The organism is Klebsiella sp. BIGb0149 (genome assembly GCF_004362605.1).
Taxonomy (GTDB): Bacteria; Pseudomonadota; Gammaproteobacteria; order Enterobacterales; family Enterobacteriaceae; genus Klebsiella; species Klebsiella terrigena.
In genome coordinates this window covers 23,238-45,248 of sequence record NZ_SNYG01000014.1, presented here as the reverse complement: position 1 = coordinate 45,248, position 22,011 = coordinate 23,238, and the positions used below count along the sequence as shown (strand labels likewise).

The 22,011-nt window shown below is 52.9% G+C and carries 19 protein-coding genes, 1 other RNA gene and 2 pseudogenes; 13 read left to right on the top strand and 9 right to left on the bottom strand.

From position 1 onward, the window contains the following. The 4 genes from EDF75_RS27455 to EDF75_RS26785 all read left to right on the top strand — a co-directional run. Nucleotides 1–177, top strand: a 177-nt coding sequence (locus EDF75_RS27455; RefSeq protein ID WP_243733558.1) for a transketolase-like TK C-terminal-containing protein, incomplete at its 5' end; no start/stop codon positions are given. A gap of 107 nt (nucleotides 178–284) precedes the next feature. Next, a complete protein-coding gene (locus tag EDF75_RS26795) occupies nucleotides 285–1,136 on the top strand; it encodes a sugar phosphate isomerase/epimerase family protein (protein WP_133601468.1) in 852 nt (283 codons plus the stop codon). 355 nt (nucleotides 1,137–1,491) lie between these two features. Then, nucleotides 1,492–2,814, top strand: a complete 1,323-nt coding sequence (locus EDF75_RS26790; protein ID WP_045857833.1) for an MFS transporter — start codon at nucleotides 1,492–1,494, stop codon at nucleotides 2,812–2,814. Nucleotides 2,815–2,864: 50 nt separating this feature from the next. After that, nucleotides 2,865–3,800, top strand: coding sequence for a 2-hydroxyacid dehydrogenase (locus tag EDF75_RS26785; protein WP_133601467.1), 936 nt, complete (start codon nucleotides 2,865–2,867; stop codon nucleotides 3,798–3,800). A 93-nt stretch (nucleotides 3,801–3,893) separates the two neighbouring features. On the opposite strand, the gene EDF75_RS26780 is transcribed toward EDF75_RS26785, so the two are convergent. Together EDF75_RS26780 and EDF75_RS26775 are read right to left on the bottom strand one after the other, a co-directional pair. Next, complete coding sequence (locus EDF75_RS26780) at nucleotides 3,894–4,802, bottom strand: sugar phosphate isomerase/epimerase family protein (RefSeq protein WP_133601466.1); 909 nt, start codon at nucleotides 4,800–4,802, stop codon at nucleotides 3,894–3,896. Nucleotides 4,803–5,305: 503 nt separating this feature from the next. Then, nucleotides 5,306–6,160: a PA4780 family RIO1-like protein kinase gene (locus EDF75_RS26775; RefSeq protein ID WP_045857838.1), complete on the bottom strand. Its 855-nt coding sequence runs from the start codon at nucleotides 6,158–6,160 to the stop codon at nucleotides 5,306–5,308. Nucleotides 6,161–6,709: 549 nt separating this feature from the next. On the opposite strand from EDF75_RS26775, the gene EDF75_RS26770 reads away from it, so the two are divergent. Beyond that, nucleotides 6,710–7,885, top strand: a complete 1,176-nt coding sequence (locus tag EDF75_RS26770; RefSeq protein WP_132514696.1) for an efflux RND transporter periplasmic adaptor subunit — start codon at nucleotides 6,710–6,712, stop codon at nucleotides 7,883–7,885. 23 nt (nucleotides 7,886–7,908) lie between these two features. Beyond that, on the top strand, nucleotides 7,909–11,061 hold the full coding sequence (gene oqxB, locus EDF75_RS26765) for a multidrug efflux RND transporter permease subunit OqxB (protein WP_133601465.1): 3,153 nt from the start codon (nucleotides 7,909–7,911) through the stop codon (nucleotides 11,059–11,061). Nucleotides 11,062–11,145: 84 nt separating this feature from the next. On the opposite strand, the gene EDF75_RS26760 is transcribed toward oqxB, so the two are convergent. Beyond that, nucleotides 11,146–11,625, bottom strand: coding sequence for an RrF2 family transcriptional regulator (locus tag EDF75_RS26760; protein WP_133601464.1), 480 nt, complete (start codon nucleotides 11,623–11,625; stop codon nucleotides 11,146–11,148). Between the two features lie 517 nt (nucleotides 11,626–12,142). On the opposite strand from EDF75_RS26760, the gene hxsD reads away from it, so the two are divergent. From hxsD to EDF75_RS26735, 5 genes are read left to right on the top strand one after another with little or no spacing between them, the layout of a single operon-like run. Beyond that, nucleotides 12,143–12,424 carry a His-Xaa-Ser system protein HxsD gene (gene hxsD / locus EDF75_RS26755; RefSeq protein WP_463671444.1) on the top strand — a complete coding sequence of 94 codons (282 nt, stop codon included), beginning with the start codon at nucleotides 12,143–12,145 and terminating at the stop codon, nucleotides 12,422–12,424. Further along, the gene (hxsB, locus tag EDF75_RS26750) at nucleotides 12,421–13,809 is read left to right on the top strand and encodes a His-Xaa-Ser system radical SAM maturase HxsB (RefSeq protein WP_133601462.1); all 1,389 of its coding nucleotides are present in this window, start codon (nucleotides 12,421–12,423) and stop codon (nucleotides 13,807–13,809) included. The genes hxsD and hxsB overlap by 4 nt, the downstream gene beginning before the upstream one ends. After that, nucleotides 13,802–14,914, top strand: a complete 1,113-nt coding sequence (hxsC, locus tag EDF75_RS26745; RefSeq protein WP_133601461.1) for a His-Xaa-Ser system radical SAM maturase HxsC — start codon at nucleotides 13,802–13,804, stop codon at nucleotides 14,912–14,914. Before hxsB ends, hxsC begins: the two co-directional genes overlap by 8 nt. Further along, complete coding sequence (hxsA, locus tag EDF75_RS26740) at nucleotides 14,911–15,546, top strand: His-Xaa-Ser repeat protein HxsA (RefSeq protein WP_133601460.1); 636 nt, start codon at nucleotides 14,911–14,913, stop codon at nucleotides 15,544–15,546. The genes hxsC and hxsA overlap by 4 nt, the downstream gene beginning before the upstream one ends. 20 nt (nucleotides 15,547–15,566) lie before the next feature. Further along, complete coding sequence (locus EDF75_RS26735) at nucleotides 15,567–17,177, top strand: TIGR04141 family sporadically distributed protein (protein ID WP_133601459.1); 1,611 nt, start codon at nucleotides 15,567–15,569, stop codon at nucleotides 17,175–17,177. A 174-nt stretch (nucleotides 17,178–17,351) separates the two neighbouring features. Here EDF75_RS26735 and EDF75_RS27450 read toward each other — a convergent pair. From EDF75_RS27450 to smpB, 4 genes and pseudogenes are all read right to left on the bottom strand, one after another. After that, nucleotides 17,352–17,480: pseudogene (locus tag EDF75_RS27450) on the bottom strand (integrase); the annotation flags it as partial. Nucleotides 17,481–17,490: 10 nt separating this feature from the next. Continuing rightward, nucleotides 17,491–17,597: pseudogene (locus EDF75_RS27520) on the bottom strand (transposase); the annotation flags it as partial. Nucleotides 17,598–17,834: 237 nt separating this feature from the next. Next, nucleotides 17,835–18,198, bottom strand: a transfer-messenger RNA (tmRNA) gene (gene ssrA / locus EDF75_RS26720). A gap of 143 nt (nucleotides 18,199–18,341) precedes the next feature. Beyond that, nucleotides 18,342–18,824 carry an SsrA-binding protein SmpB gene (gene smpB, locus EDF75_RS26715; RefSeq protein WP_045855711.1) on the bottom strand — a complete coding sequence of 161 codons (483 nt, stop codon included), beginning with the start codon at nucleotides 18,822–18,824 and terminating at the stop codon, nucleotides 18,342–18,344. 153 nt (nucleotides 18,825–18,977) lie between these two features. Between smpB and EDF75_RS26710 the strand changes: the two genes are divergently transcribed. Together EDF75_RS26710 and EDF75_RS26705 are read left to right on the top strand one after the other, a co-directional pair. Beyond that, on the top strand, nucleotides 18,978–19,415 hold the full coding sequence (locus EDF75_RS26710; protein ID WP_041146800.1) for a type II toxin-antitoxin system RatA family toxin: 438 nt from the start codon (nucleotides 18,978–18,980) through the stop codon (nucleotides 19,413–19,415). Next, a complete protein-coding gene (locus EDF75_RS26705) occupies nucleotides 19,405–19,698 on the top strand; it encodes an RnfH family protein (RefSeq protein WP_133601458.1) in 294 nt (97 codons plus the stop codon). Before EDF75_RS26710 ends, EDF75_RS26705 begins: the two co-directional genes overlap by 11 nt. Before the next feature lie 80 nt (nucleotides 19,699–19,778). Here EDF75_RS26705 and bamE read toward each other — a convergent pair whose 3' ends face one another. Together bamE and recN are read right to left on the bottom strand one after the other, a co-directional pair. Beyond that, nucleotides 19,779–20,120, bottom strand: coding sequence for an outer membrane protein assembly factor BamE (gene bamE, locus EDF75_RS26700; RefSeq protein WP_133601457.1), 342 nt, complete (start codon nucleotides 20,118–20,120; stop codon nucleotides 19,779–19,781). A 147-nt stretch (nucleotides 20,121–20,267) separates the two neighbouring features. Beyond that, a complete protein-coding gene (recN, locus tag EDF75_RS26695) occupies nucleotides 20,268–21,929 on the bottom strand; it encodes a DNA repair protein RecN (RefSeq protein WP_133601456.1) in 1,662 nt (553 codons plus the stop codon). Between the last annotated feature and the right edge of the window lie 82 nt (nucleotides 21,930–22,011).

The window sequence follows — 22,011 nt, the reverse complement described above, 5'->3', positions numbered from 1 at the left end:
GCTCGCGTGGCGGTGGAAGCGGGTATCGCCGACTACTGGTTCAAATACGTGGGGCTGAACGGCGCCATCGTCGGCATGACCAGCTTCGGCGAGTCCGCGCCGGCTGAGCTGCTGTTCGAAGAGTTTGGCTTCACCGTTGAGAACGTGGTCGCTAAGGCGAAAGCGCTGCTGGCGTAGGTTCGGGTCTGCTATCACCGGGGTGTTTGATAAACGCGGGGCTGGCTTATCGGCTATTCTGGCAACAACAACGCTGGCAGCTCTGCAACATAAAGGAAGGGATCGTCATGAGTAAACTTGTGATTGGCGTAAATACCGCGATGTTCGACGGCCTTGATACCGACGTCGCCTTTAGCACCATTAAAAAAGCCGGGTTTCATTACGTTGAGCTGGCCTATAACCAGGGCTACGTTGGCGATATGCCGCCCGAGCTCTTTGGCGCGGAAAACGCGGCGCATATTCGCGAGCTGCTGGAAAAACACCAGCTGGGTACGCATTCGCTGGGGGCGACGATGAATATGGGCGCCGCGGATGCCGTGGAGCAGTTCAGCCAGCGTATCCGCTTTGCCAGCATGATTGGCGCAAAATGGATCAACGTCTGCGTCGGCAGAAGCGCCGATCGCGCGCGTATTATCGATAACCTGCGCGAGCTGGCGGCGGTTGCCACCGAGCACGGCTGCACGATCTGTCTGGAAAACGGCGGCGATCCGAATTATGACGTCTTCCGCCTGGCCGACGACGGTTTTGCGCTGCTGGAGGCTATCGATAGTCCGGCGGTGGCCTTCAACGTTGATGCCGGCAATATTGTTTCGCTGTGCCCGGACGTCGATCCGGTTGCGGCGGCGATTGCCATGCTGCCGGGGGCTCAGCACTGCCACCTGAAGGATCTGCAGGTCCGCGACGGGGAGGTGCACTTCACGCCGATGGGCTACGGCCAGCTGAACTATGTGCCAATGCTGAAAGAGCTGGAGGCGCGGGCGATTCCCTGTAGCCTGGAGATTCCGCTGCGCATGCATCGCCAGCGCGACAGCTATCCGCTGCGAGGGGATTCACCTATCGATCCGGCGTATAGCCTCGAGGTGCTGATCCAGTCCCGGCAGATGCTGGAAAAATGGTTGGGCTACCCTGTCGGCGCCTGAGAAATAAAAATGCGCCGCCGCTGAAATTCCAGGTAAGGGGTATAAGCCGCTGGCGCAATTTATTTTATTTTTAACTCCACAGTTTATTCTTATTTATCGATGAGAATGAACTTAACGTCATGGCCGGTATTTTTATCCGGGATTATAAAAATGATTATAAGCACATTTCCATGTTCTGTGATTAAGGTCGCACACGGTTTCTGACGTATATGTTGTTATGTCTGTAACATAAGTTCATCAATCGCTCTTTTGTTCATCTTAAGAAAAAAGAGTAACTAATGTTCACCGGGTACTTAACGCTCATAGATTAATTTCGTTTTATTTTTTTAACGACTTTTAACATCGAAGGTTAATTATGTCTGACTCTACACTCACTCCATTACCAAATACAAAGAAACCCACTAACTACCGCTGGGTTATCTTTGCCACGATGTTCTTCTTATTAGCCGTTAACCTGATGGATCGTATTACCTTATCGATCGGGATGCCGTATATAAAAGAAGAGTTCGATCTTTCACCGACCACTCAGGGTTTGATTCTTAGCAGCTTCTTCTGGTCCTATGCTCTGCTGCAGGTGCCGGGAGGCTGGCTGCTCGACCGCTACGGCCCGCGTAAAGTGATCACCGGCGCGCTGTTTGGCTGGGGGTTCTTCCAGGCCATTATCGGCCTGGCGAGCGGCGGAATTAGCCTGATCCTTTCCCGTATCGGTTTAGGGGTCATGGAAGCGCCGGTTTCACCCAGCGGCGCGAAGCTGAGCTCAACCTGGCTGACGCAATCTGAAAGGGGCCGCGGGGCGGTTATCATGGACTCCGGCAGCCCGCTTGGCGTGGCGATCGGCGGGATTATCGTAGCCCATTTAATCGTGCTGCTGGACTCATGGCGCGTCACCTTCGTGGTGGTCGGCCTCTTCACCATGCTGCTAGGCTTTGTGGCATGGCGAATTCTGCGCGACCGCCCGTCTGAACACCCGAAAGTAGACCCGCAGGAGGTGGCGTATATTGCCGCCGGCAACGTCAGCAGCGCGACCGGTGAGGAGAATACCGCGCCGACTAAGGGGCTGGGGATCAGCTGGTTTACGATGGCGGCGATCATGATTGGCCGCGCCTCATGGGGCATGGTGTACTGGGGACTGCTGACCTGGGGACCGAGCTATCTGGCGCAGGCGCAGGGTCTGCAGCTGGCCTCTATCGGTAACTCGACGTTTATCATCTTTATCATGGGGACGCTGGGATGCCTGTTTAGCGGCTTCTTCGTCGACTTCCTGGTGAAAAAAGGCGTCAGCCATAACGTCTCGCTGAAAAGTCTGCTCTCTATCTCCGGTATCGTCGGGCTGAGCGTGCTGTACGCGCTGTCGACGGTGACCGATCCGGACCTCGCCGTTGGCCTGCTCTCCGTCGCCGCCTTCTTCATGATGTTCGGCAGCCTCTACTGGAGCTTCCCGGCCATTCTGGCGCCGAAAGACCGCGTAGGTCTGGTTGGCGGGCTGATGAATATGGCTAACAGCTGCGCCGGGATTCTGGTGCCGATTCTGGTGGGCGTTATTTTACAGGCCACCGGGAGCTTTGAAAGCGTGCTGGTCTATTTCGCCGTCTGCGCCGGGTTCTACACCGTTGGAACGCTGTGCATTAACTTCAATAAATTACCGCTGAAAAACGGCCAGCTCTCGTACCAGAAATAAATAGCCGCAGGATTATGTGGCCGAATCACTATTAAATACAGGATGCTGATATGTCAGTTATATTACGAGTGGATAAAGTACCGCAGGTGTTAGCGGATGAGTTAGCGCTCGCCCACACGTTGTATGAATACAGTAAATTGTCCGCTGAACAATTGCATGCCATTGCCGGGGAAGTCCAGGTCATATTAGCCAGCGGGGAGTCGAAGGTTGAAGCTGCGCTGATTAATCAATTGCCACAATTAAAACTAATCGCCGTATTTGGCGTCGGCTATGACGGCGTGGATATTCGCGCCGCTGCGCAAAAAGGCGTCCAGGTGACCAATACGCCGGATATTTTGACCGATGACGTTGCCGACCTTGGGATCGCTCTGATGCTGAACGTATCAAGGCGCATTACCGGCGCGCAGAAGTTTATTGAGCGCGGCGGCTGGCAATCCGGCACCTACCCGCAGTCAACCAAAGTCAGCGGCGGGCGGCTGGGCATCGTGGGCTTCGGCCGCATTGGCCGGGCGGTCGCTAAAAGGGCGCAGGGCTTTGCGATGCGCATTGCCTGCTTCGATCGCAATCCCGTGGAAAGCAGCGAGGTGGCCTACTATCCCGATTTGCTGGAGCTGGCGAAAAATAGCGATGTGCTGATGGTATGCGCCAGCGCGGGGAAGGAGAGCCAGAAGCTGATTAATCACGACGTGCTCGCCGCCCTTGGGCCGCAGGGGATTTTAATCAACATTGCCCGCGGCAGCGTGGTGGATGAGGAGGCGCTGGCGGAGGCTCTCACCCTCGGTACCATCGGCGGTGCGGGTCTGGACGTTTTCGCCAATGAGCCCCAGGTTCCGCAGGCGCTGTTGAACCGTGATGACGTGGTGGTGACGCCGCATATCGGCAGCGCCACCCGCGCAACCCGTGCGGCGATGGCGCAGCTGGTTATCGATAATATTACGGCGTTTTATGCCGGCAAGCCGCTGCTGACGCCGGTCCGATTGGCGTGACGTCAGCCTAATGCCTGCGGGCGCAATGGGGTTAATAAAAAGGGGCCTTTATGGCCCCTTTGCTATTCAGGTATTGCTATTCAGGCGTCGCTATCAGCGCTGCGCCTCGCGCCAGGCGCTCTGCAGAAACTCGCGGCACTGGCGTTCGTTATCCCACAGGTCGTCCTGCTCGGTGGTGCGCATTTCGACGGCAAGGGAGATAGGGCCGAGCTCCTTCGGCAGCGCAAGGCTCATTGCGGTGCGGATGATGTGCGCCGCTGACGCGGTGGTGAGGAACCCCGGTTCGCCGAACTTCATATGATAATCACCGTAGCCCTCGGCCTGCGGGTCGAGGATGGCGTTTGCCAGATGCAGCTGCGAAATCAGCGGCGCGGCGAGCGTCAGCGATTCCGCCAGATCTTCCTGATTCAGCGAGACGTGGGCGCTATCCCAGGCGAGATAGAGCTTCGGACAGTCAGGGCGCAGCGCTTTCATCCACTCCACGGTCTCGTCCGTTGGGCCAATCAGCTGGCATTTATGCGCAAAGCGGTCGAGCGGCTCCACCTGTAAAAGCATGTTGTCATACTGGCCAACGACTTCGCCAATGCGTACCAGCGCTTCGCCAAACCCCTTTTTAGCCTCTTCCCGGCGCGCGTCGCCGGGATCGCCGCCGCTCACCAGCGACAGCTTGCTGGTGCCGCATTCGGCCGCCAGGTGCACCAGCTCGCAGGCGCGACGGATGGATTTCTCCCGCAGCTCCGGGTCGAGGCTGCTGAGGTTGAGATGATCCTTGAGCAGTTCGAAGGTCAGCCACTGGGTGACGTTCAGGCGCTGCCGTTCGGCGAGATGGCGAATGTTCGCCGCTATCTCCGGGCGATGGATAATGCCGGTTTCAAATCCCCGGTAATAGCCGATGTCGGCGATTTTGTGGATGACCTGTAAAACGGCGTTTTCATCGCCGGCCAGCGGGAAGAAAAGTTCGGCGATGTGCGCCGAAGGATACAATTCGGTCGTTGCTGTCATATCACTGCCTCCTCAAAGAGCGGGGGGTTAAGGTGTGGGCTAAGCGGTTACGCCAGGTGCAGGAAGCGCTTTATTGGCTGCGAACATTTTAAATGTATCTGAACATATGAACAAACATAGAACAGGCGTAATGTCATAACCTTGACGCCGATCGCACTTTGCTTTAAACGACGCTTATGCGCGTATTGCTATTGATTCTAATGAGGATAATGTTTCGCAATCATGGGCAAGGCAGGCGCGTTGGCGGCGCGGTTCGGCGATATAAGCAGCATTCAGGCGTTACTATGCTGTTCAAAAGTATGCAGAGAGCGGAAAGGGAAGGCGTATCCTAGGGGCGGTATTTAATCTGCGGTGTTGTCAGGGATTTTGCGGCGGGTGGATTGCCGCCGGCGTTGTAGGGCCAGACGGACCCTGTTGCCGGGCCCGTCTGCGAGGAGATGCGCGGCTAAGCGCCTGTCTGCCCCTTAGCCTGGGCTGCCGTGCGGCAGCGCAAAGGCCTACAACTATTCGTCGTCGCGTTCTTTGGCGGCGCGCTGGCGGTCGTAGAACTCATCTTCCGCGGCGATGATTTCATCCATCAGCGAGTCCATATCGACCGCGTGGACCTCTTCAACAAAGAGGCCGGTTAGCGGCGTTTCCGGCGTTAATTTTCCGTCTTCGTACAGCATCCAGATCTCTTTCGCATAGCGCGTCTTCAGGAGCTGCGGGGCGAACTGGCCGTAGTAGGCGGTGATGTTATTCACGTCGCGTTCGAACATGGACTGCGCGTGGTTGTTTGCCGCGGCATCTACCGCCTGCGGCAGGTCGATAATCACCGGTCCTTGCGCATCGAGCAGGACGTTGAACTCCGACAAATCACCGTGAACAAGACCGGCGCACAGCATGCGCACGATATTGCGGATCATGGTCGCGAAGTCGGCAACGGCTTCCTCTTCCGTCAGGGCGACATCGCTCAGGCGCGGGGCCACCGCGCCCTCGGCGTCAGTGATAAGCTCCATCAATAATACGCCGTCAATGCAGATATAGGGCTGAGGTACGCGAACCCCGGCGTTAGCCAGGCGGAACAGGGCGTCGACCTCGGCCATTTGCCAGGTTTCCTCCTGCTGCTTGCGGCCGAACTTTGAGCCTTTTTGCATCGCGCGGTTATTGCGCGAGTTGCGGACCTTACGCCCTTCCTGATACTGCACGGCCTGCTTAAAGCTGCGCTGTGCCGCCTCTTTGTAGACTTTGGCGCACTGGATCTTATCACCGCATAAAACAGTGTAAACGTCGGCTTCTTTACCGCTTTTCAGCCGCTGAAGCACTTCGTCTATCAGGCCGTCATCGACCAGAGGTTGGATTCTGTTTGGGATTTTCATGCGGCTTTATACCTTATTTCAGACGCTTTTCGTACTGATAATACGGGACAGTCATCGTGTTCCCTCCTGGTCAAAATCATGACATTGCTCGGTAAGTGCGATGTTTTTGCAATGGGTCACAAGGTTAACTGGAATCAGGGAAATTGTCCCGCAGGAATGCAGGTACAAAATGGCTGCAGGGCATACGCGGTGGGGCTCTTAGGGTTTCATCTCATGCCGTCGGCCGTCGCCGATGGCGGATTTCGGGCGGGCTGGCGCAGCGAAGCGGCCCTGACGGCGCCGAGCGGTTGCGGTAAAGCCAGAAAAAACAACGGGCCTTAACAAATGGTCATACTTCACTCCGGCGAATAGCACATAAAGTGCAACAATTATTCTTGCACTTAATTTAGCGCCTCCCTACAATCGCCGCGATAGTGTACTCGTAATTGATACATATTTTGTGGCGATGAGCGACACAAATGGCCTTCAGCCAGCCCGAACAAAGGAAGTGGCGCTGCGTCCCCCGCGGCGTCTTGTTCGGCGGCAACAACAACCAGCGGAATAAAAATAATGAGCCTGCAAAAACCTTGGGTTAACTTTCATCGGCGTTTGTTGGGGACGGCGCTGCTCGCGGCGCTGCTTGCCGGATGCGATAACGGCATTGCGCAAAATGCCGCGCCGCAGGCGCCTGCCGTCAGCGCCGCCGACGTCGTGGTTAAGCCCGTCAGCCAGTGGGACAGTTTCAACGGCCGCATCGAAGCGGTAGAGAGCGTCCAGCTGCGCCCGCGCGTCTCCGGCTATATCGATAAAGTGAACTACACCGACGGCCAGGAAGTGAAAAAGGGCGAGGTGCTGTTCACCATCGACGACAGAACCTACCGCGCCGCGCTCGAGCAGGCGCAGGCGGAGCTCTCGCGCAGCAAAACCCAGGCCAGCCTGGCGCGCAGCGAAGCCGGCCGTACCGACAAGCTGGTGAACACCAACGTGGTCTCCCGCGAAGAGTGGGAGCAGCGGCGCTCGGCCGCCGTCCAGGCGCAGGCCGATATGCGGGCGGCGCAGGCGGCGGTTGACGCGGCGCAGCTGAACCTTGATTTTACCAAAGTGACCGCGCCTATCGACGGCCGCGCCAGCCGCGCGCTGATCACCAGCGGCAACCTCGTTACCGCGGGCGACAGCGCCAGCGTGCTCACCACCCTGGTGTCGCAGAAGACGGTGTACGTCTACTTTGACGTGGATGAATCAACCTATCTTCACTATCAAAACCTTGCCCGCAGCGGGCAGGGGGCGTCCAGCAGCCATCTGGCCCTGCCGGTAGAAATTGGCCTGGTCGGAGAGGAGGGCTATCCCCACCAGGGCAAAGTGGATTTCCTCGACAATCAGCTCACGCCGAGTACCGGCACGATCCGCATGCGCGCGGTGCTGGACAACGCCCAGCGCCTGTTTACGCCGGGACTCTTCGCCCGCGTGCGCCTGCCGGGCAGCGCCGAGTTCAGCGCCATGCTGATTGACGACAAGGCGGTATTAACCGATCAGGATCGAAAATACGTTTATATCGTTGATAAAGATGGTAAAGCGCAGCGTCGTGATATCACGCCTGGCCGCCTGGCGGCGGGCCTGCGCATCGTGCAGCAGGGGCTCAACCCCGGCGATAAAGTCATCGTAGACGGCTTACAAAAAGTGTTTATGCCGGGCATGCCGGTTAACGCGAAAACCGTGGCCATGACCGCCAGCACCGCCCTTAACTGATCCCTTACCAGAGAATCCGTCGTATGGACTTTTCCCGCTTTTTTATCGACAGGCCGATTTTTGCCGCGGTGCTGTCGATTTTGATTTTCGTCACCGGGCTGATCGCGATTCCGCTGCTGCCGGTCAGCGAATATCCTGACGTCGTGCCGCCGAGCGTGCAGGTGCGCGCGGAGTATCCGGGCGCCAACCCGAAGGTTATCGCGGAAACCGTGGCGACGCCGCTGGAGGAAGCGATCAACGGCGTTGAAAACATGATGTACATGAAATCCGTGGCCGGCTCCGACGGCGTGCTGGTGACCACCGTGACCTTCCGCCCGGGTACCGATCCCGACCAGGCGCAGGTTCAGGTGCAAAACCGGGTATCGCAGGCCGAAGCCCGCCTGCCTGAGGACGTTCGCCGCCTCGGGATCACCACCCAGAAGCAGTCCCCCACGCTTACCCTGGTGGTGCATCTGTTCTCGCCGAATGGCAAGTACGATTCGCTGTATATGCGCAACTACGCCACGCTGAAGGTCAAAGATGAGCTGGCGCGCCTGCCGGGCGTCGGCCAGATTCAGATTTTTGGCTCCGGCGAGTACGCGATGCGCGTCTGGCTGGACCCTAATAAGGTGGCGGCGCGCGGCCTGACCGCCTCTGACGTCGTTGCGGCGATGCAGGAGCAAAACGTGCAGGTTTCCGCTGGCCAGCTCGGCGCCGAGCCGCTGCCGAAAGAGAGCGATTTCCTGATCTCGATTAACGCCCAGGGGCGCCTGCATACCGAGGAGGAGTTCGGCAATATCATCCTCAAAACGGCTCAGGACGGCTCGGTGGTGCGCCTGCACGACGTGGCGCGCGTTGAGATGGGCTCCGGCAGCTACGCGCTGCGCTCGCAGCTGAATAATAAAGACGCGGTCGGGATTGGTATCTTCCAGTCGCCGGGGGCGAACGCCATCGACCTCTCTAACGCCGTGCGCGCGAAGATGAGCGAGCTGTCGACGCGCTTCCCGGAGGATATGAAGTGGGCGGCGCCGTACGACCCAACGGTATTCGTGCGCGACTCCATCCGCGCGGTGGTGCAAACCCTGCTGGAAGCGGTGGTGCTGGTGGTGCTGGTGGTGATTCTGTTCCTGCAAACCTGGCGCGCGTCGATCATCCCGCTGATTGCCGTGCCGGTGTCGGTGGTGGGGACCTTCAGCATTCTCTATCTGCTTGGCTTCTCGCTGAATACCCTGAGCCTGTTCGGGCTGGTGCTCGCCATCGGGATCGTGGTGGATGACGCCATCGTGGTGGTGGAGAACGTCGAGCGTAATATTGAAGAGGGGCTGGCACCGCTGCAGGCGGCGCACCAGGCGATGCGCGAGGTTTCCGGGCCGATTATCGCGATCGCCCTGGTGCTGTGCGCGGTATTCGTGCCGATGGCCTTCCTTTCCGGCGTGACCGGGCAGTTCTACAAGCAGTTTGCGGTGACCATCGCGATTTCGACGGTGATCTCGGCGATTAACTCGCTGACGCTCTCCCCAGCGCTGGCGGCGCTGCTGCTCAAGCCGCACGGCGCGCCGAAGGATATGCCGACCCGGCTTATCGACCGGCTGTTCGGCTGGCTGTTCCGACCGTTTAACCGCTTCTTCAACCGCAGCTCTAACGGCTATCAGGGGCTGGTGGCGAAAACCCTTGGCCGCCGCGGCTCGGTGTTCGTGGTTTATCTCCTGCTGCTTTGCGCCGCCGGCGTGATGTTTAAAGCCGTGCCCGGCGGATTTATTCCGACCCAGGATAAGCTGTACCTGATTGGCGGCGTGAAGATGCCGGAAGGCGCTTCGCTGGCGCGAACCGATGCGATGATCCGCAAAATGAGCGAAATCGGCATGAACACCGAAGGCGTGGATTATGCGGTGGCGTTCCCGGGGCTCAACGCGCTGCAGTTTACCAATACGCCGAACACCGGGACGGTCTTCTTCGGCCTGAAGCCGTTCGATCAGCGTACGCACACCGCGGCGGAAATTAACGCCGAGATTAACGCTAAGATCGCGCAGCTGCAGCAGGGATTCGGCTTCTCGATCCTGCCGCCGCCGATTCTGGGGCTGGGCCAGGGTTCCGGCTACTCGCTCTATATTCAGGACCGGGCCGGGCTGGGCTACGGCGCGCTGCAAACCGCGGTTAACACCATGTCGGGTGCGATTATGCAGACGCCGGGAATGCACTTCCCGATCTCCACCTATCAGGCCAACGTTCCGCAGCTGGACGTGCAGGTAGATCGCGATAAGGCCAAGGCCCAGGGCGTGTCGCTGACCGACCTGTTCGGGACGCTACAGACCTATCTGGGATCGTCCTACGTGAACGATTTCAACCAGTTTGGCCGCACCTGGCGCGTGATGGCCCAGGCCGACGGGCCGTTCCGCGACAGCGTGGAGGATATTGGTAATCTGCGCACCCGCAACAGCCAGGGCGAGATGGTGCCGATTGGCAGCATGGTGAATATCACCACCACCTACGGGCCTGACCCGGTGATCCGCTACAACGGCTACCCGGCGGCGGACCTGATCGGCGATGCGGATCCCCGCGTGCTGTCGTCCGCGCAGGCGATGACGACGCTGGCCGGGATGTCTAAGCAGGTGCTGCCGAACGGGATGAATATTGAATGGACGGATCTCAGCTACCAGCAGGCCACTCAGGGCAATACGGCTATGATCGTCTTCCCGGTCGCGGTGCTGCTGGCGTTCCTGGTGCTGGCGGCGCTGTATGAGAGCTGGACGCTGCCGCTGGCGGTGATCCTGATCGTCCCGATGACCCTGCTCTCGGCGCTGTTCGGCGTCTGGCTAACCGGCGGGGATAATAACGTGTTCGTGCAGGTGGGGCTGGTGGTGCTGATGGGGCTGGCCTGTAAGAACGCCATCCTGATCGTCGAGTTCGCCCGCGAGCTGGAGATGCAGGGGAAAGGGATCGTCGAGGCCGCGCTGGAGGCCTGCCGCCTGCGTCTGCGCCCGATTGTGATGACCTCGATTGCCTTTATCGCCGGGACCATTCCGCTGATTCTGGGCCACGGCGCGGGGGCGGAGGTTCGCGGCGTCACCGGGATCACGGTGTTCTCCGGGATGTTAGGGGTGACGCTGTTCGGTCTGTTCCTGACGCCGGTGTTCTACGTCACGCTGCGCAAGTTCGTGGCGCGCGGCAAGCCGGCAGAGGAAGTTCAGCCCTCCTGACGCTGTGAGCAGCCTTTGGAGCATAAAAAAACCGCCTTCAGTGAAGGCGGTTTTTTACTATTTAAGGGGGCCGGAGCGGCGGATTTAGTGCGCTTTTTTGGCGATATCGTCTGCTTCGAACAGCGGCAGGCAGCCGCTGATATCGCCTTTTTTGACCTTTTCCAGCGCGCTCGCCACGGTATGGCGGGCCAGCACGTTCAGCGATGCCTGCTCGGCTTCGTCGGCGATGGACTTGAAGTACCAGCAGGCGTTGGCGCTGACCACGCAGCGGGCCGGGACGTCAGGACGCGAAGCCCACAGCTTTTTGTCTTCAATAACGGAGACGTAGATATCGCGCAGGGTAATTTTATCAGCCGGGCGGCCGAGGTGGATGGATCCGTTGCGCCCCAGCGTCGAGACGATAATGCCGTCGCGGGTGAGGGGGACCATCAGTTTACGGATAAAGCTCGGATTGGCTTCCAGGCCATAGGCGAGGATCGCGCTGGTCGAACGTTCACCCAACTGCTCCGCCATCGCTACGCTGAGAACCATCTGCAAAGCTGTCGGGAAGCGGTAATCTAGCATTTCATCTTCCTGGGTCGCGGTGAATATTATTCTTTTTGGCACCGCAGAGGTGAGTGATCAATAAGCACAATATAACAAATAAGGCGACTTTTTAGAAGGAATCCCCATCGGGGAGGGCACGTAAAGTCCATTTTCACGGTGGGCCTTTAGCGGGTGGGGGGGATGGCTGAAGGGGGCTGGCGAGGGGCGTTGGGTTTGCTCGGGAAGGGGGATGTGACGCTGCCGCGGGTAGCTATTGGCGATAAAGCGTTTGCTTAAAGGACCTGCGAGTGGGCGGGGACGGAGGTTCACATTTAAAGGCTATGTGCGTTTTTCTATAGCTCATCGGTTTAAAAAAACTGCGATAACTCAGGAAAACATAACCCCGCATGTACTGGTGTGAATCATCACTTTCTGAATCGCTAATCTATTGCTAACATCTTGTAACATACTGGGTGGTAATGTCGTATGCTTATTTCTATAAGAAAAATCTGCTTTATGGGCAATTTCTGGTTGTGATTATTACTTTTGAAAGGTAATGGCAATGTGGGAAAAGATGCTTCAAAAAGAGCAATATTCTGAATGGGTTATCCGCAATAGCCTCTATTGGATGACTCCACTTACTCAGTGGAAACTCAAAGAGGGCATATCATCCTGGACGATCTCATTCGAAACAGATAGCCCAGAATGTGAGTATGAGTTTGAAAGGCTGTTAAATGATTTTATCTTGCGAGAGACGCTACAGCATAAAACTGGGAATCTGAGGGACACAATTGTCCAGAGGGTGCTTCTCAGCATTGATGAGAGGCTTTCACAATGAAACTGATGCCTTTCAATTTTGACAGGTTATCTAACGGACAGATTTTTATCAGCAATCTCGCTGGCTTTCATCATTTTATGGATGAGCAAGACCTGGTTAATCTTGCAGATGAACACGTCAGTGAAGAGCAAGCAAAAATGCTCGAAAGCAAGCTCTTCATAATCGATGATAATACTCCTACTATTGCTCCTTATGCGCTTAGCTCGGCTTTTGCTAAACGATTGATGAATGAGCTAGCAGTCAGGCCAATTTTTATGATTGTGCCTACGTTACGCTGCGATCATACCTGCAAATATTGCCAGGTCAGTCGGGCCTCGGTGAACGCATCAGGTTTTGATCTCAACCTCGATTTGATTCCTGACATTATCTCAACAATCAAAAGGCTCTCTTCCCCACCTTACAAGATAGAAATACAAGGGGGAGAACCACTGTTGCGCTTCGATTTAATTCAGGCCATATACAGGAGATGTACTGAAACGCTGGGAAGTACCGACTTTGAGATGGTAATTGCATCAAGCCTGTCTGTTTTGAATGAGGATATGCTTGAATGGTCGAGAGACAGGAACATTACATTCTCTGTTTCGCTCGATGGTGAAGAAGTTGTTCACAACAGTAATCGAATTCTTGGTCACGGATTTGCCTACAGTAGAACAGTGTCAGGGGTAGAGGCTATCAAGCGCTGTTTAGGATCTGATCGTGTTGCAACGGTTACTACAGTTACTAAAGATTTAATCAGGCACCCGGAATCTATTGTTCAGGCTCATTTGTCTCTTGGCCTCACGGATATGTTTATCCGACCTGTTAGTCCCTATGGATTTGCACAAAAAGCATCGTTCACCTTTTCTATGGATGAATACTTCGGTTTCTATGCTTTGTTGATAGATGAAATCCTTAGGAAGAATAATGAAGGGATAAGGGTTGTGGAACATTCAGCCTCCATTCACTTGAAACGAATCTTCAATCCCGGTTTTAGTGGCTATGCCGATCTAAAGTCTCCAGGTGGGGTTGTACTAAACAGTATTCTTTTCAATTATGACGGCCGAGTATATGGCAGCGATGAAAGCCGTATGTTGCAGAAGGTAAATCCTGAAACAGAATTTAGCGCGGGGGAAGTCAAATCCCTATCATTTGCCAAGAGTCCTTACTATAACGCGGTATTGAGCTCATCGTTCAATTTTGCCCTACCAGGTTGTGATACATGCGCATATCAACCATTTTGTGGCTCAGATCCGTGTCAGAACATTAGTGTGCAAGGTGAACCTATTGGTGATAGGAGCCGTTCAACGTTTTGTCAGTATCATAAGGGGATGTTCAGATATCTGATGAACTGCATCTCAGAAGGTGGTCCGAAGGCTGAGATGCTAAAAGGATGGGCTTATGTCTGAGGTTATCAGGAACGATATTTTTCATTTTACTTCTAAAAAGAACGTGCCCATGGGTTTTTACCGGTTATGCAAACAAAAACCAGTTAACCCTTTATTCTTTTTGCCCAATTTGCTGGTAGTTTCTGAAAGCAAAGATGACGCCATTCTGCCATACTTTGATTACTCTATTATTAACAGTAAATTATTTGAGTCAATTGAAGATGGTGATATTGGGATAATCAATAATGGTAATATGATTCGCGTAATTCTGTCCCGCAGAGCTAATCACAATACTGTCTTAGTTACGGAACGCTGCAATAACATGTGCCTCTTTTGTTCCCAGCCCCCAAAGAGAGCAAATGATGACTGGCTGCTTACCCAATCAGCTCTTGCTATAGCTTCATTTGGGTTGAATGGAGTTGTTGGGGTCAGCGGTGGTGAGCCTCTGCTGTATGGAGATGATTTCCTAGATTTCATTGATTTTATCATCGAGAACTCACCAGATACTGCTTTGCATGTTTTAACAAACGGACGCAAATTTGCTGATATGAACTTTACTCAGGAAATGGCAAAGAGAAGCAAAAATATCAAAATTACCTTTGGTATCCCACTCTACTCTTCAAGACCATTTGTGCATGATCATCTGGTAGGCAGTGATGGCGCATTTAATGAAACGGTTAAGGGGTTGATCAATGCAGGAAACTCAGGGATTAATATCGAACTTAGAGTTATTCCGACACTGGCTAACTATACAGAATTGGATGATATCGTAGAGTTCGTTGGCCGTGTGTTCTCCAACATCAATCAGATTTCCCTTATGGGGTTGGAATCTATCGGATGGGCACGAAAAAACTGGTCAACAATCTTCATTGAGCACGGCAGCTATAGTGAGAAAATTACCTCTGCTATAGACACAGCACAAAGGTCAGGCATACCTCTAATTATTTTCAATTATCCTTTGTGTCATCTTCCTGAAAGAGCCAGGGAGCTTGCTGCCCAGTCGATCTCTGACTGGAAAAATTACTATCCCAAAGAATGTGATGAATGCACCCAGAAGTCTTCCTGTGCTGGTTATTTCAGTTCATCAAAAGGCCGTTTTCATCAACCACCGAGACCAATTTTATGAAAAAATTTAATTTTGCTGCCTTACTTCCGGGATTTTTGGCACTCAATAATTCTGTATGGGCAAGTGATTCATCTACTGGAGCAAGTGATTTATCCGGAATGACTCTTAATGAACATGATTTAGTGATAGCTCCGCTTAACACGGAAGTACCTTTCTACATTGCAGGGCATCGGAGTCATAGTTCCCATCGGAGCCATAGCTCTCACAGATCCTCATCAGGTGGTGGGTACTATGGTGGAAGCACCCCTTATTATCCTAAAACATACAGCTCATCAAGCTCCTCTGGTTCTTCCAGTTCAGGGACAAGTTCATCATCGTCTTCTTCATCTGTCCGTTCGCTTCGCTCCAATGACACTAATACCTCTACGACCACAAACTCTGCTGGAACTAATGGAACTACTCGTGCAAGTAATGGGCTGACTTCTGATGCTGAGAAGCGTAAGCGCTTAATCATGCGGGTTCAATTCGCGTTGCTGGACAAGGGATATTACAACGGTAATATCGACGGTATAATGGGGCCTTCCACAAGGCAGTCTATAAAAAATTACCGTATTGCGAACGGGCTACCAACTCCTACAACTGAAACACTCGACACTCAATTATTGAACTCATTAAATATTCTAGCCCGCTAAAGATTTTAGGATGTATTGAAATGAAGATTAAACTCTCGATATATAAAGCAAAAAGATTCAATGATGACATTGATAAAGTTTTGAATTTGGAGAGAGTTAAAAATTCGATTGAGTTCGACATGGCAGAGGCAAAAGTATATTTATATGCAAAACAGTTCTTAGACCCCAAGCCTCCTGAGTGGACAACTTTATTTACAAGCCAAAAGCCAGATTTAGATCATGATTTCTTCGGGAAAAATAGTAGCACTGGAGCCGTCTTAGTTGTTGAGGTGAATAACTCAAGGTACCTTATTCCTTTTGGTACAGGGCATCACTTAATTAACGACAATAGTATTGTCAAAGGTTTTGGGCTTAAAACGACACTTAATTGTATCGAGCATAACAAAATTCGTAGTTTGGATAAAGGTAGCCATAATGAAACAAATCTATTAACTCGTAGTCAGAGCAGTAAAGAAGTAGATATTTACAACCTTAAAATAGATTCCGAGATGGATATTCTTACAACTCTTACAGGGACGTCCACTGAAGATGTTTTAGGCAATAAAATTACGGGTAAAGATGCATTTGTAATCATGCCGGATATTGACTTGAAGTCTATTCCAGATTTGTTAAATAAAATTAATTCTATTTACTCTCAGCCTCTACCAGAAGAGTTTGAATGGGTTAATAATATAAAGGAAGCTGATGAAATAGAAGTTGAAATACTGGATTCTATTCTGATTGATTTAATAAAAGCGAAAGATTTTAATGATGTGTGGTTGGGTGAGCCAGAAATTGTAGATTGGGAGAATCAGATAGGCTATTGTTTTGAGAAGCGACAAAGAAGCATGATTTATGAAAGTTTGTCAGTTAATCATATTTGTGAATATTTTGATAGTAAAAAAATAGAAGTATCAGTGGATGGTCTTAAGGGCAGCACTTTGCATGTGTTGAATGCAGATTTTGAGTCAATAAAAAAATGGTCTCTGTACAGATGTATTTATGCCGAGATAAAGGAAAGTGATCAAAACTATATCCTGAGAGACTCTATTTGGTATGTGGCTGACCGAAAATTTGTCTCAACCATTGATGATGAAATGAAACGGATTCTTCATTATGAAGAAACTGATAAATTCCCAATCTATTCATACAAAAGAGAAGAGGAATATAACGAAAAAATTTGCATTGCTGATAAAAGGTTTACACATATGGATCAAAATTTTATTTATCATGGTGGAGGTAGAAGTAAGGTCGAGTTTTGCGATTTAATTAGAGGTGGCTCAGATTTTATCCATGTAAAATATTACAGTGGTTCGCAGAGTATGAGTCATCTTTTTTCACAGGCATTTGTGGGTTCCGAACTTTTCATAAGCGATTCTGAGTTTAGGGGAAAGCTTAATGAAAAATTACCAGCTCATATAAAATTAGCAGATCATAGCATTAGACCTGAGGCCAAAAAGTATAAAGTGGTTTTCGCCATAGCTACAAACAAAAAAATCCCAGAGGACTTGCCATTATTTTCTAAAATAAATTTAAAGAATTTCAATAAGAGTATTTCAAATTTCGGATACGAAGTTAGGATCTGTAGGATAGCTGTAGACCCAGCTATTTATAAGAAGAAGCTTTGTAAACCACAAAAAAACAAGGTCTAAATTAATTTATCTATATCTGATATCTTGGTCAGTTCATTAATATGGTCGATTTTTCCTTAGAACTCATGTATCTTGCTCCAGTAATTAAAGGTTATACATACAACGGGTGGTATCGTAGGCGGGAATAAAGGAGCAAGTAGTTTTAACCGTCATTATGCCGCGATAGCTTCGCTTAACATGTCCACTCCTGCATTGCATGAGAACTACTCGTTCTGCCAGATACTCAGCACGATTGTAGGCTGCAATTATTTCATCATTCTTCGAATGGGCAAGAGCAGTTTCAAGAACTTCTGTTCTAAATTTTCAGCTCTCAGTCTTTAATCTTTTTGATATCAGAGGATTCTATCCCGTCAAACTTTACTTTCCAGTTGTAATAGCTGGCTTCAGAAATACCGACTCGACGTACTTCAGAACGGTAATGAGCTGGTGTTAGGTGAATCGGGCTTTACGCATGATGATATCCTCAGAGGACATAATCAATATGTCGGAAGATCTCTAAAAGTGAATGGTTCAGTTAAGCGGGATGCTTACACCATAGCAAGTAGGCCCTGGCAATTCTCAGTAGATTCCAATAGACACAAAAAAGCCCGCAGGGCTTGCGCCATGCGGGCTTTCAGGACTTCGTATCAGGCTCTGGTGACCTTCAACCAAGAATTTTGGTGGAGCTGGCGGGAGTTGAACCCGCGTCCGAAATTCCTACATCCTCGGCACTACATGCTTAGTCAGTCTTTACATTCGCCTGGCACCTGCGGACAGACACGCCACTACCAGACTAGCCTGATTAGTTTTAACGCTTCAACCCCAGGCAGGGTATTCACGCGATCTCTTTTGGGTTTGACCTCTCTTTGATCCCCGTCTTAAGAGCGGAAGCTAGGGAGAGAGGGCTCAGAGCAGGTTATTAAGCTGCTAAAGCGTAGTTTTCGTCGTTTGCGACTATTTTTTTGCGGCTTTTTACGAGGCCAACCGCCCCTCGGCATGCACCTTGGGTTTCGCGAATCCCGTCGAATCCAGAATCAGCCCCAATGTGTTAGAACAAGTATAACAGATTTATGAACAGGCTTACCAGCCCCCGTTCGGTGGTTTATGGCGCCTGGTTGGGTGAAAAAGCAGCATCAACAACGATATAGCACAAGGGCCAGCTTAGCTGGCCCTTAGAGGAGGAGATTAGCGTCCGGCGTGTTTCATAATGCGCGCTTTATCGACCGCCCATTCACGGTCTTTCAAATCGGTACGCTTGTCGTGTTGTTTCTTACCTTTCGCTACGCCGATTTTGACTTTGCACCAGGCGTTTTTCCAGTACAGCGACAGGGCAACGACGGTATAACCTTCCCGGTTAATACGACCGTACAGCGCATCGAGCTCGCGCTGATTCAGCAGCAGCTTACGGGTGCGCGTCGGGTCACAGACGTAGTGGGTCGAAGCCACGGCCATTGGCGTAAAGTTGGCACCAAACAGATAGGCTTCGCCGTCCTTCAGGATCACGTAGCTATCGCCGATGTTGGCTTTGCCGGCGCGCAGAGATTTGACTTCCCACCCTTGCAGGGCAAGACCCGCCTCGTATTCATCTTCGATAAAGTATTCATGACGGGCGCGTTTATTCAGCGCAATGGTGGCTGATCCAGGTTTGTGTGCTTTTTTCTTAGTCATAGTGTCCTGAAGTCATCGCTTATCTTATACATAGTTACCTCAATCCATCCTGCGAGGTGTAACGCGTTATCTTAGCACGAGTTGTGGCACAGCGTTTTTTTTAGCAGCAGATAAATGATATTATTTGCGCCGTGTTTAAATGTGGAACTTGCTATGCCTCAGATTAGCCGTACCGCGCTGGTGCCGTTCAGCGTGGAGCAGATGTATCAACTCGTAAACGATGTGAAGTCCTACCCTGATTTTTTGCCAGGCTGCACCGGTAGCCGCGTGCTGGAGTCCGGACCGACGCAGATGATGGCGGCGGTTGATGTGTCCAAGGCAGGCATCAGCAAGACTTTCACAACGCGAAATACGCTAACCAGCAACCAGAGCATCCTGATGAGCCTGGTCGATGGCCCGTTTAAATCGCTTATTGGCGGCTGGCGGTTTATTCCGCTGAGCCCGGAGGCGTGCAAAATCGAATTCCACCTCGATTTTGAGTTCACCAATAAGCTGATTGAAATGGCGTTTGGCCGCATCTTTAAAGAGCTGGCGCTCAACATGGTGCAGGCGTTTACCACCCGGGCGAAAGAGGTTTATCGTGTCGGCTAAAATCGTCGTTGAAGTCGCCTATGCCTTGCCGGAAAAGCAGTATTTGCAAAGCGTAAAGCTGGAGGCGGGGGCGACCGTCGAACAGGCGATTATTGCCAGCGGGCTTCTGGCGCTACGCGACGATATCGACCTTGCGAAAAACAAGCTGGGAATTTATAGCCGCCCGGCTAAGCTGCACGATGAGGTTCATGATGGCGATCGGGTGGAGATTTACCGGCCGCTGATTGCCGACCCGAAAGAGCTGCGGCGCCAGCGGGCAGAAAAAAAGAACGACGAGAAGTAGTGTCGGTTGGCATAAAAAAAGCGCTCAATGAGCGCTTTTTGCGTTTCCGGAGCGGTATGACTACCGCCGCGGTCCGCGCATTAGTCTTTGGTCAGAGCCGGTTTGTTATCAATGTTGGTTAACACACCGCTGTTGTTAAAGGTCAGAGTGAGGGTCTGCTGGGTAATTTTTTCATGCCCAGGCTGCTGACGGAAAACGTAGAACCAGGTGTTAGTGCCAAACGGATCCGACATCATTGGGGTACCCAGAGCATAAGCAACCTGCTGTTGCGTCATGCCGACACGAATTTTTGCTACATCGTTAGGTGCCAGATAGTTACCCTGGTTGATGTCAGGACGGTAAACCACTCGTTCCAGAGTGGAACAGCCTGCGGTCAACATAAGAAGAACCGCTGCGGCAGCAGTCAGCGTTTTACAGCGCATAGTGATTTTATTCCTTTTCGGGCCCGAGCAGTACGTGGCTCATCTGTAATATGCCGATAATAATAGACCTTTGCCCAGTTGGAAACCTTCGACTGCAGGTCTTGCGGCAATTTGCTGTTCACTATGACTCTACGGAAATCAAAAAGTTTACGCCGCGAGCAACTCTTTCGCGTTCGCCAGCGTGTTGCGCGTGACTTCGCTCCCGCCCAGCAGGCGAGCCAGCTCCTGCAGACGCGCGCGTTTATCCAGCGGATGCATGTGAGTTTCGGTCATCTCACCGTCGGTCTCTTTGCAGACGATAAAGTGATGGTGACCGCAGCCAGCCACCTGCGGCAGGTGGGTGACGCACATTACCTGGGTCGATTCTCCCAGCTGGCGCAGCAGCTTGCCGACCACGGCGGCCGTTGGGCCGCTGATGCCGACATCAACCTCATCGAAAATCAGCGCCGGCGTTTCCATCTTCCGTGCGGTAATGACCTGAATCGCCAGCGCAATACGGGATAGCTCGCCGCCGGAGGCGACTTTAGCGATAGGCTGCAGCGGCTGGCCGGGGTTGGTGGTCACGCGAAACTCGATGCGATCCGCGCCTTCGGCGGTCAGATGGCGCTCATCAAAGGCGATATCGATAGCAAAGACCCCGTGAGGCATGGAAAGTGAGTGCATACTTTCAGTGATCAGTCGGGTCAGCTCATCGGCGCTGCGCTGACGCGCGGCGTGCAGCTGGCGGGCCGTTTCCAGCGCCAGCTGGTGATGTTCAACCACCGTCTGGCTGAGCGACTCCAGAGAGCCCGCGCTGTCATCCAGCAGGCGCTGCTCTTCTAACAGCGCCTGATAGAACGCAGGCAGCTCTTCCGGCGTAATTTGATGCTTGCGCGCGAGGGAAATCTGCCGCGAGATGCGCTGCTCCAGTTCGAACAGGCGGTTCGGGTCGAGATCCAGGCGGTCGTTGTAATGGCGCAGCTCGTCGGTTGCCTCGCTAAGCTGAATTGAGGCTTCCTCCAGCATATCCAGCACGCTTGAGAGCTTGTCGTCCATGCCGACCAGCTCGCCCACCAGCTGCTTAGCGGCGTAGAGCTGGCTCTGCAGGTTCGCCTCTTCGCCGTCCGCCATCACCGTCAGCGCATGCTGGCAGGTGCTCAGCAGCTGGCCGCTGTTGGCAAGGCGCCTGTATTCTTCGTCGATTTGTTCGAATTCACCCTGCTGAGGGCAGAACTCGTTCAGCTCTTTTAGCTGATACTGCAGCAGGTCGGCGCGGGCGGCGCGTTCCTGGCTCTGCTGCTGATGCTGCGCCAGCTCGCGGCAGCTCTGGTGCCACTGGCGATAATGCCCGGCCATGAGCTGAGTAAGCGCATACTCACCGGTATAACCATCGAGCAGCGTTTTTTGATGTTCTGGCTTGGTTAGCAGCTGGTGCGCGTGCTGGCCGTGGATCTGGATAAGCAGCTGGCCGAGCTCGCGAAGCTGGGAGAGAGGAACGGCGGTACCGTTAATGAAGCCGCGCGAGCGGCCGTCGGTGCTGATGACGCGGCGAAGTAAACACTCACGTCCGCTTTCCAGCTGGTTCTCTTCCAGCCAGCGCTGCGCTGCGGGCGTATCTTTTAGCGCGAAGCGAGCGCACAGGTCCGCGCGGCTGGCGCCTCTTCGCACCATGTCTGCTTCCGCTCTGCCGCCAAGGCACAGGCCAAGCGCATCGATGGCTATCGATTTCCCCGCACCGGTTTCCCCGGTGATGGCGGTCATGCCGCTGTGGAAATCGATCTCCAGTTCACGAACGATAGCAAAATTACTGATGGTGAGTTGCGCCAACATAGCTGCCTTCCTGTATGAAAAACCATTACTGTGTTTTCGTACAGTATAGACTGGTTTTTTATCCAGTAAAGAGGCAGCTTAT

Bases quoted from the DNA above. Each gene is read 5' to 3' on its own strand.
- EDF75_RS26795 (WP_133601468.1), top strand. From the start codon at position 285: ATGAGTAAACTTGTGATTGGCGTAAATACCGCGATGTTCGACGGCCTT.
- EDF75_RS26790 (WP_045857833.1), top strand. From the start codon at position 1,492: ATGTCTGACTCTACACTCACTCCATTACCAAATACAAAGAAACCCACT.
- EDF75_RS26785 (WP_133601467.1), top strand. From the start codon at position 2,865: ATGTCAGTTATATTACGAGTGGATAAAGTACCGCAGGTGTTAGCGGAT.
- EDF75_RS26780 (WP_133601466.1), bottom strand. From the start codon at position 4,802: ATGACAGCAACGACCGAATTGTATCCTTCGGCGCACATCGCCGAACTT.
- EDF75_RS26775 (WP_045857838.1), bottom strand. From the start codon at position 6,160: ATGAAAATCCCAAACAGAATCCAACCTCTGGTCGATGACGGCCTGATA.
- EDF75_RS26770 (WP_132514696.1), top strand. From the start codon at position 6,710: ATGAGCCTGCAAAAACCTTGGGTTAACTTTCATCGGCGTTTGTTGGGG.
- oqxB (WP_133601465.1), top strand. From the start codon at position 7,909: ATGGACTTTTCCCGCTTTTTTATCGACAGGCCGATTTTTGCCGCGGTG.
- EDF75_RS26760 (WP_133601464.1), bottom strand. From the start codon at position 11,625: ATGCTAGATTACCGCTTCCCGACAGCTTTGCAGATGGTTCTCAGCGTA.
- hxsD (WP_463671444.1), top strand. From the start codon at position 12,143: ATGGCAATGTGGGAAAAGATGCTTCAAAAAGAGCAATATTCTGAATGG.
- hxsB (WP_133601462.1), top strand. From the start codon at position 12,421: ATGAAACTGATGCCTTTCAATTTTGACAGGTTATCTAACGGACAGATT.
- hxsC (WP_133601461.1), top strand. From the start codon at position 13,802: ATGTCTGAGGTTATCAGGAACGATATTTTTCATTTTACTTCTAAAAAG.
- hxsA (WP_133601460.1), top strand. From the start codon at position 14,911: ATGAAAAAATTTAATTTTGCTGCCTTACTTCCGGGATTTTTGGCACTC.
- EDF75_RS26735 (WP_133601459.1), top strand. From the start codon at position 15,567: ATGAAGATTAAACTCTCGATATATAAAGCAAAAAGATTCAATGATGAC.
- smpB (WP_045855711.1), bottom strand. From the start codon at position 18,824: ATGACTAAGAAAAAAGCACACAAACCTGGATCAGCCACCATTGCGCTG.
- EDF75_RS26710 (WP_041146800.1), top strand. From the start codon at position 18,978: ATGCCTCAGATTAGCCGTACCGCGCTGGTGCCGTTCAGCGTGGAGCAG.
- bamE (WP_133601457.1), bottom strand. From the start codon at position 20,120: ATGCGCTGTAAAACGCTGACTGCTGCCGCAGCGGTTCTTCTTATGTTG.
- recN (WP_133601456.1), bottom strand. From the start codon at position 21,929: ATGTTGGCGCAACTCACCATCAGTAATTTTGCTATCGTTCGTGAACTG.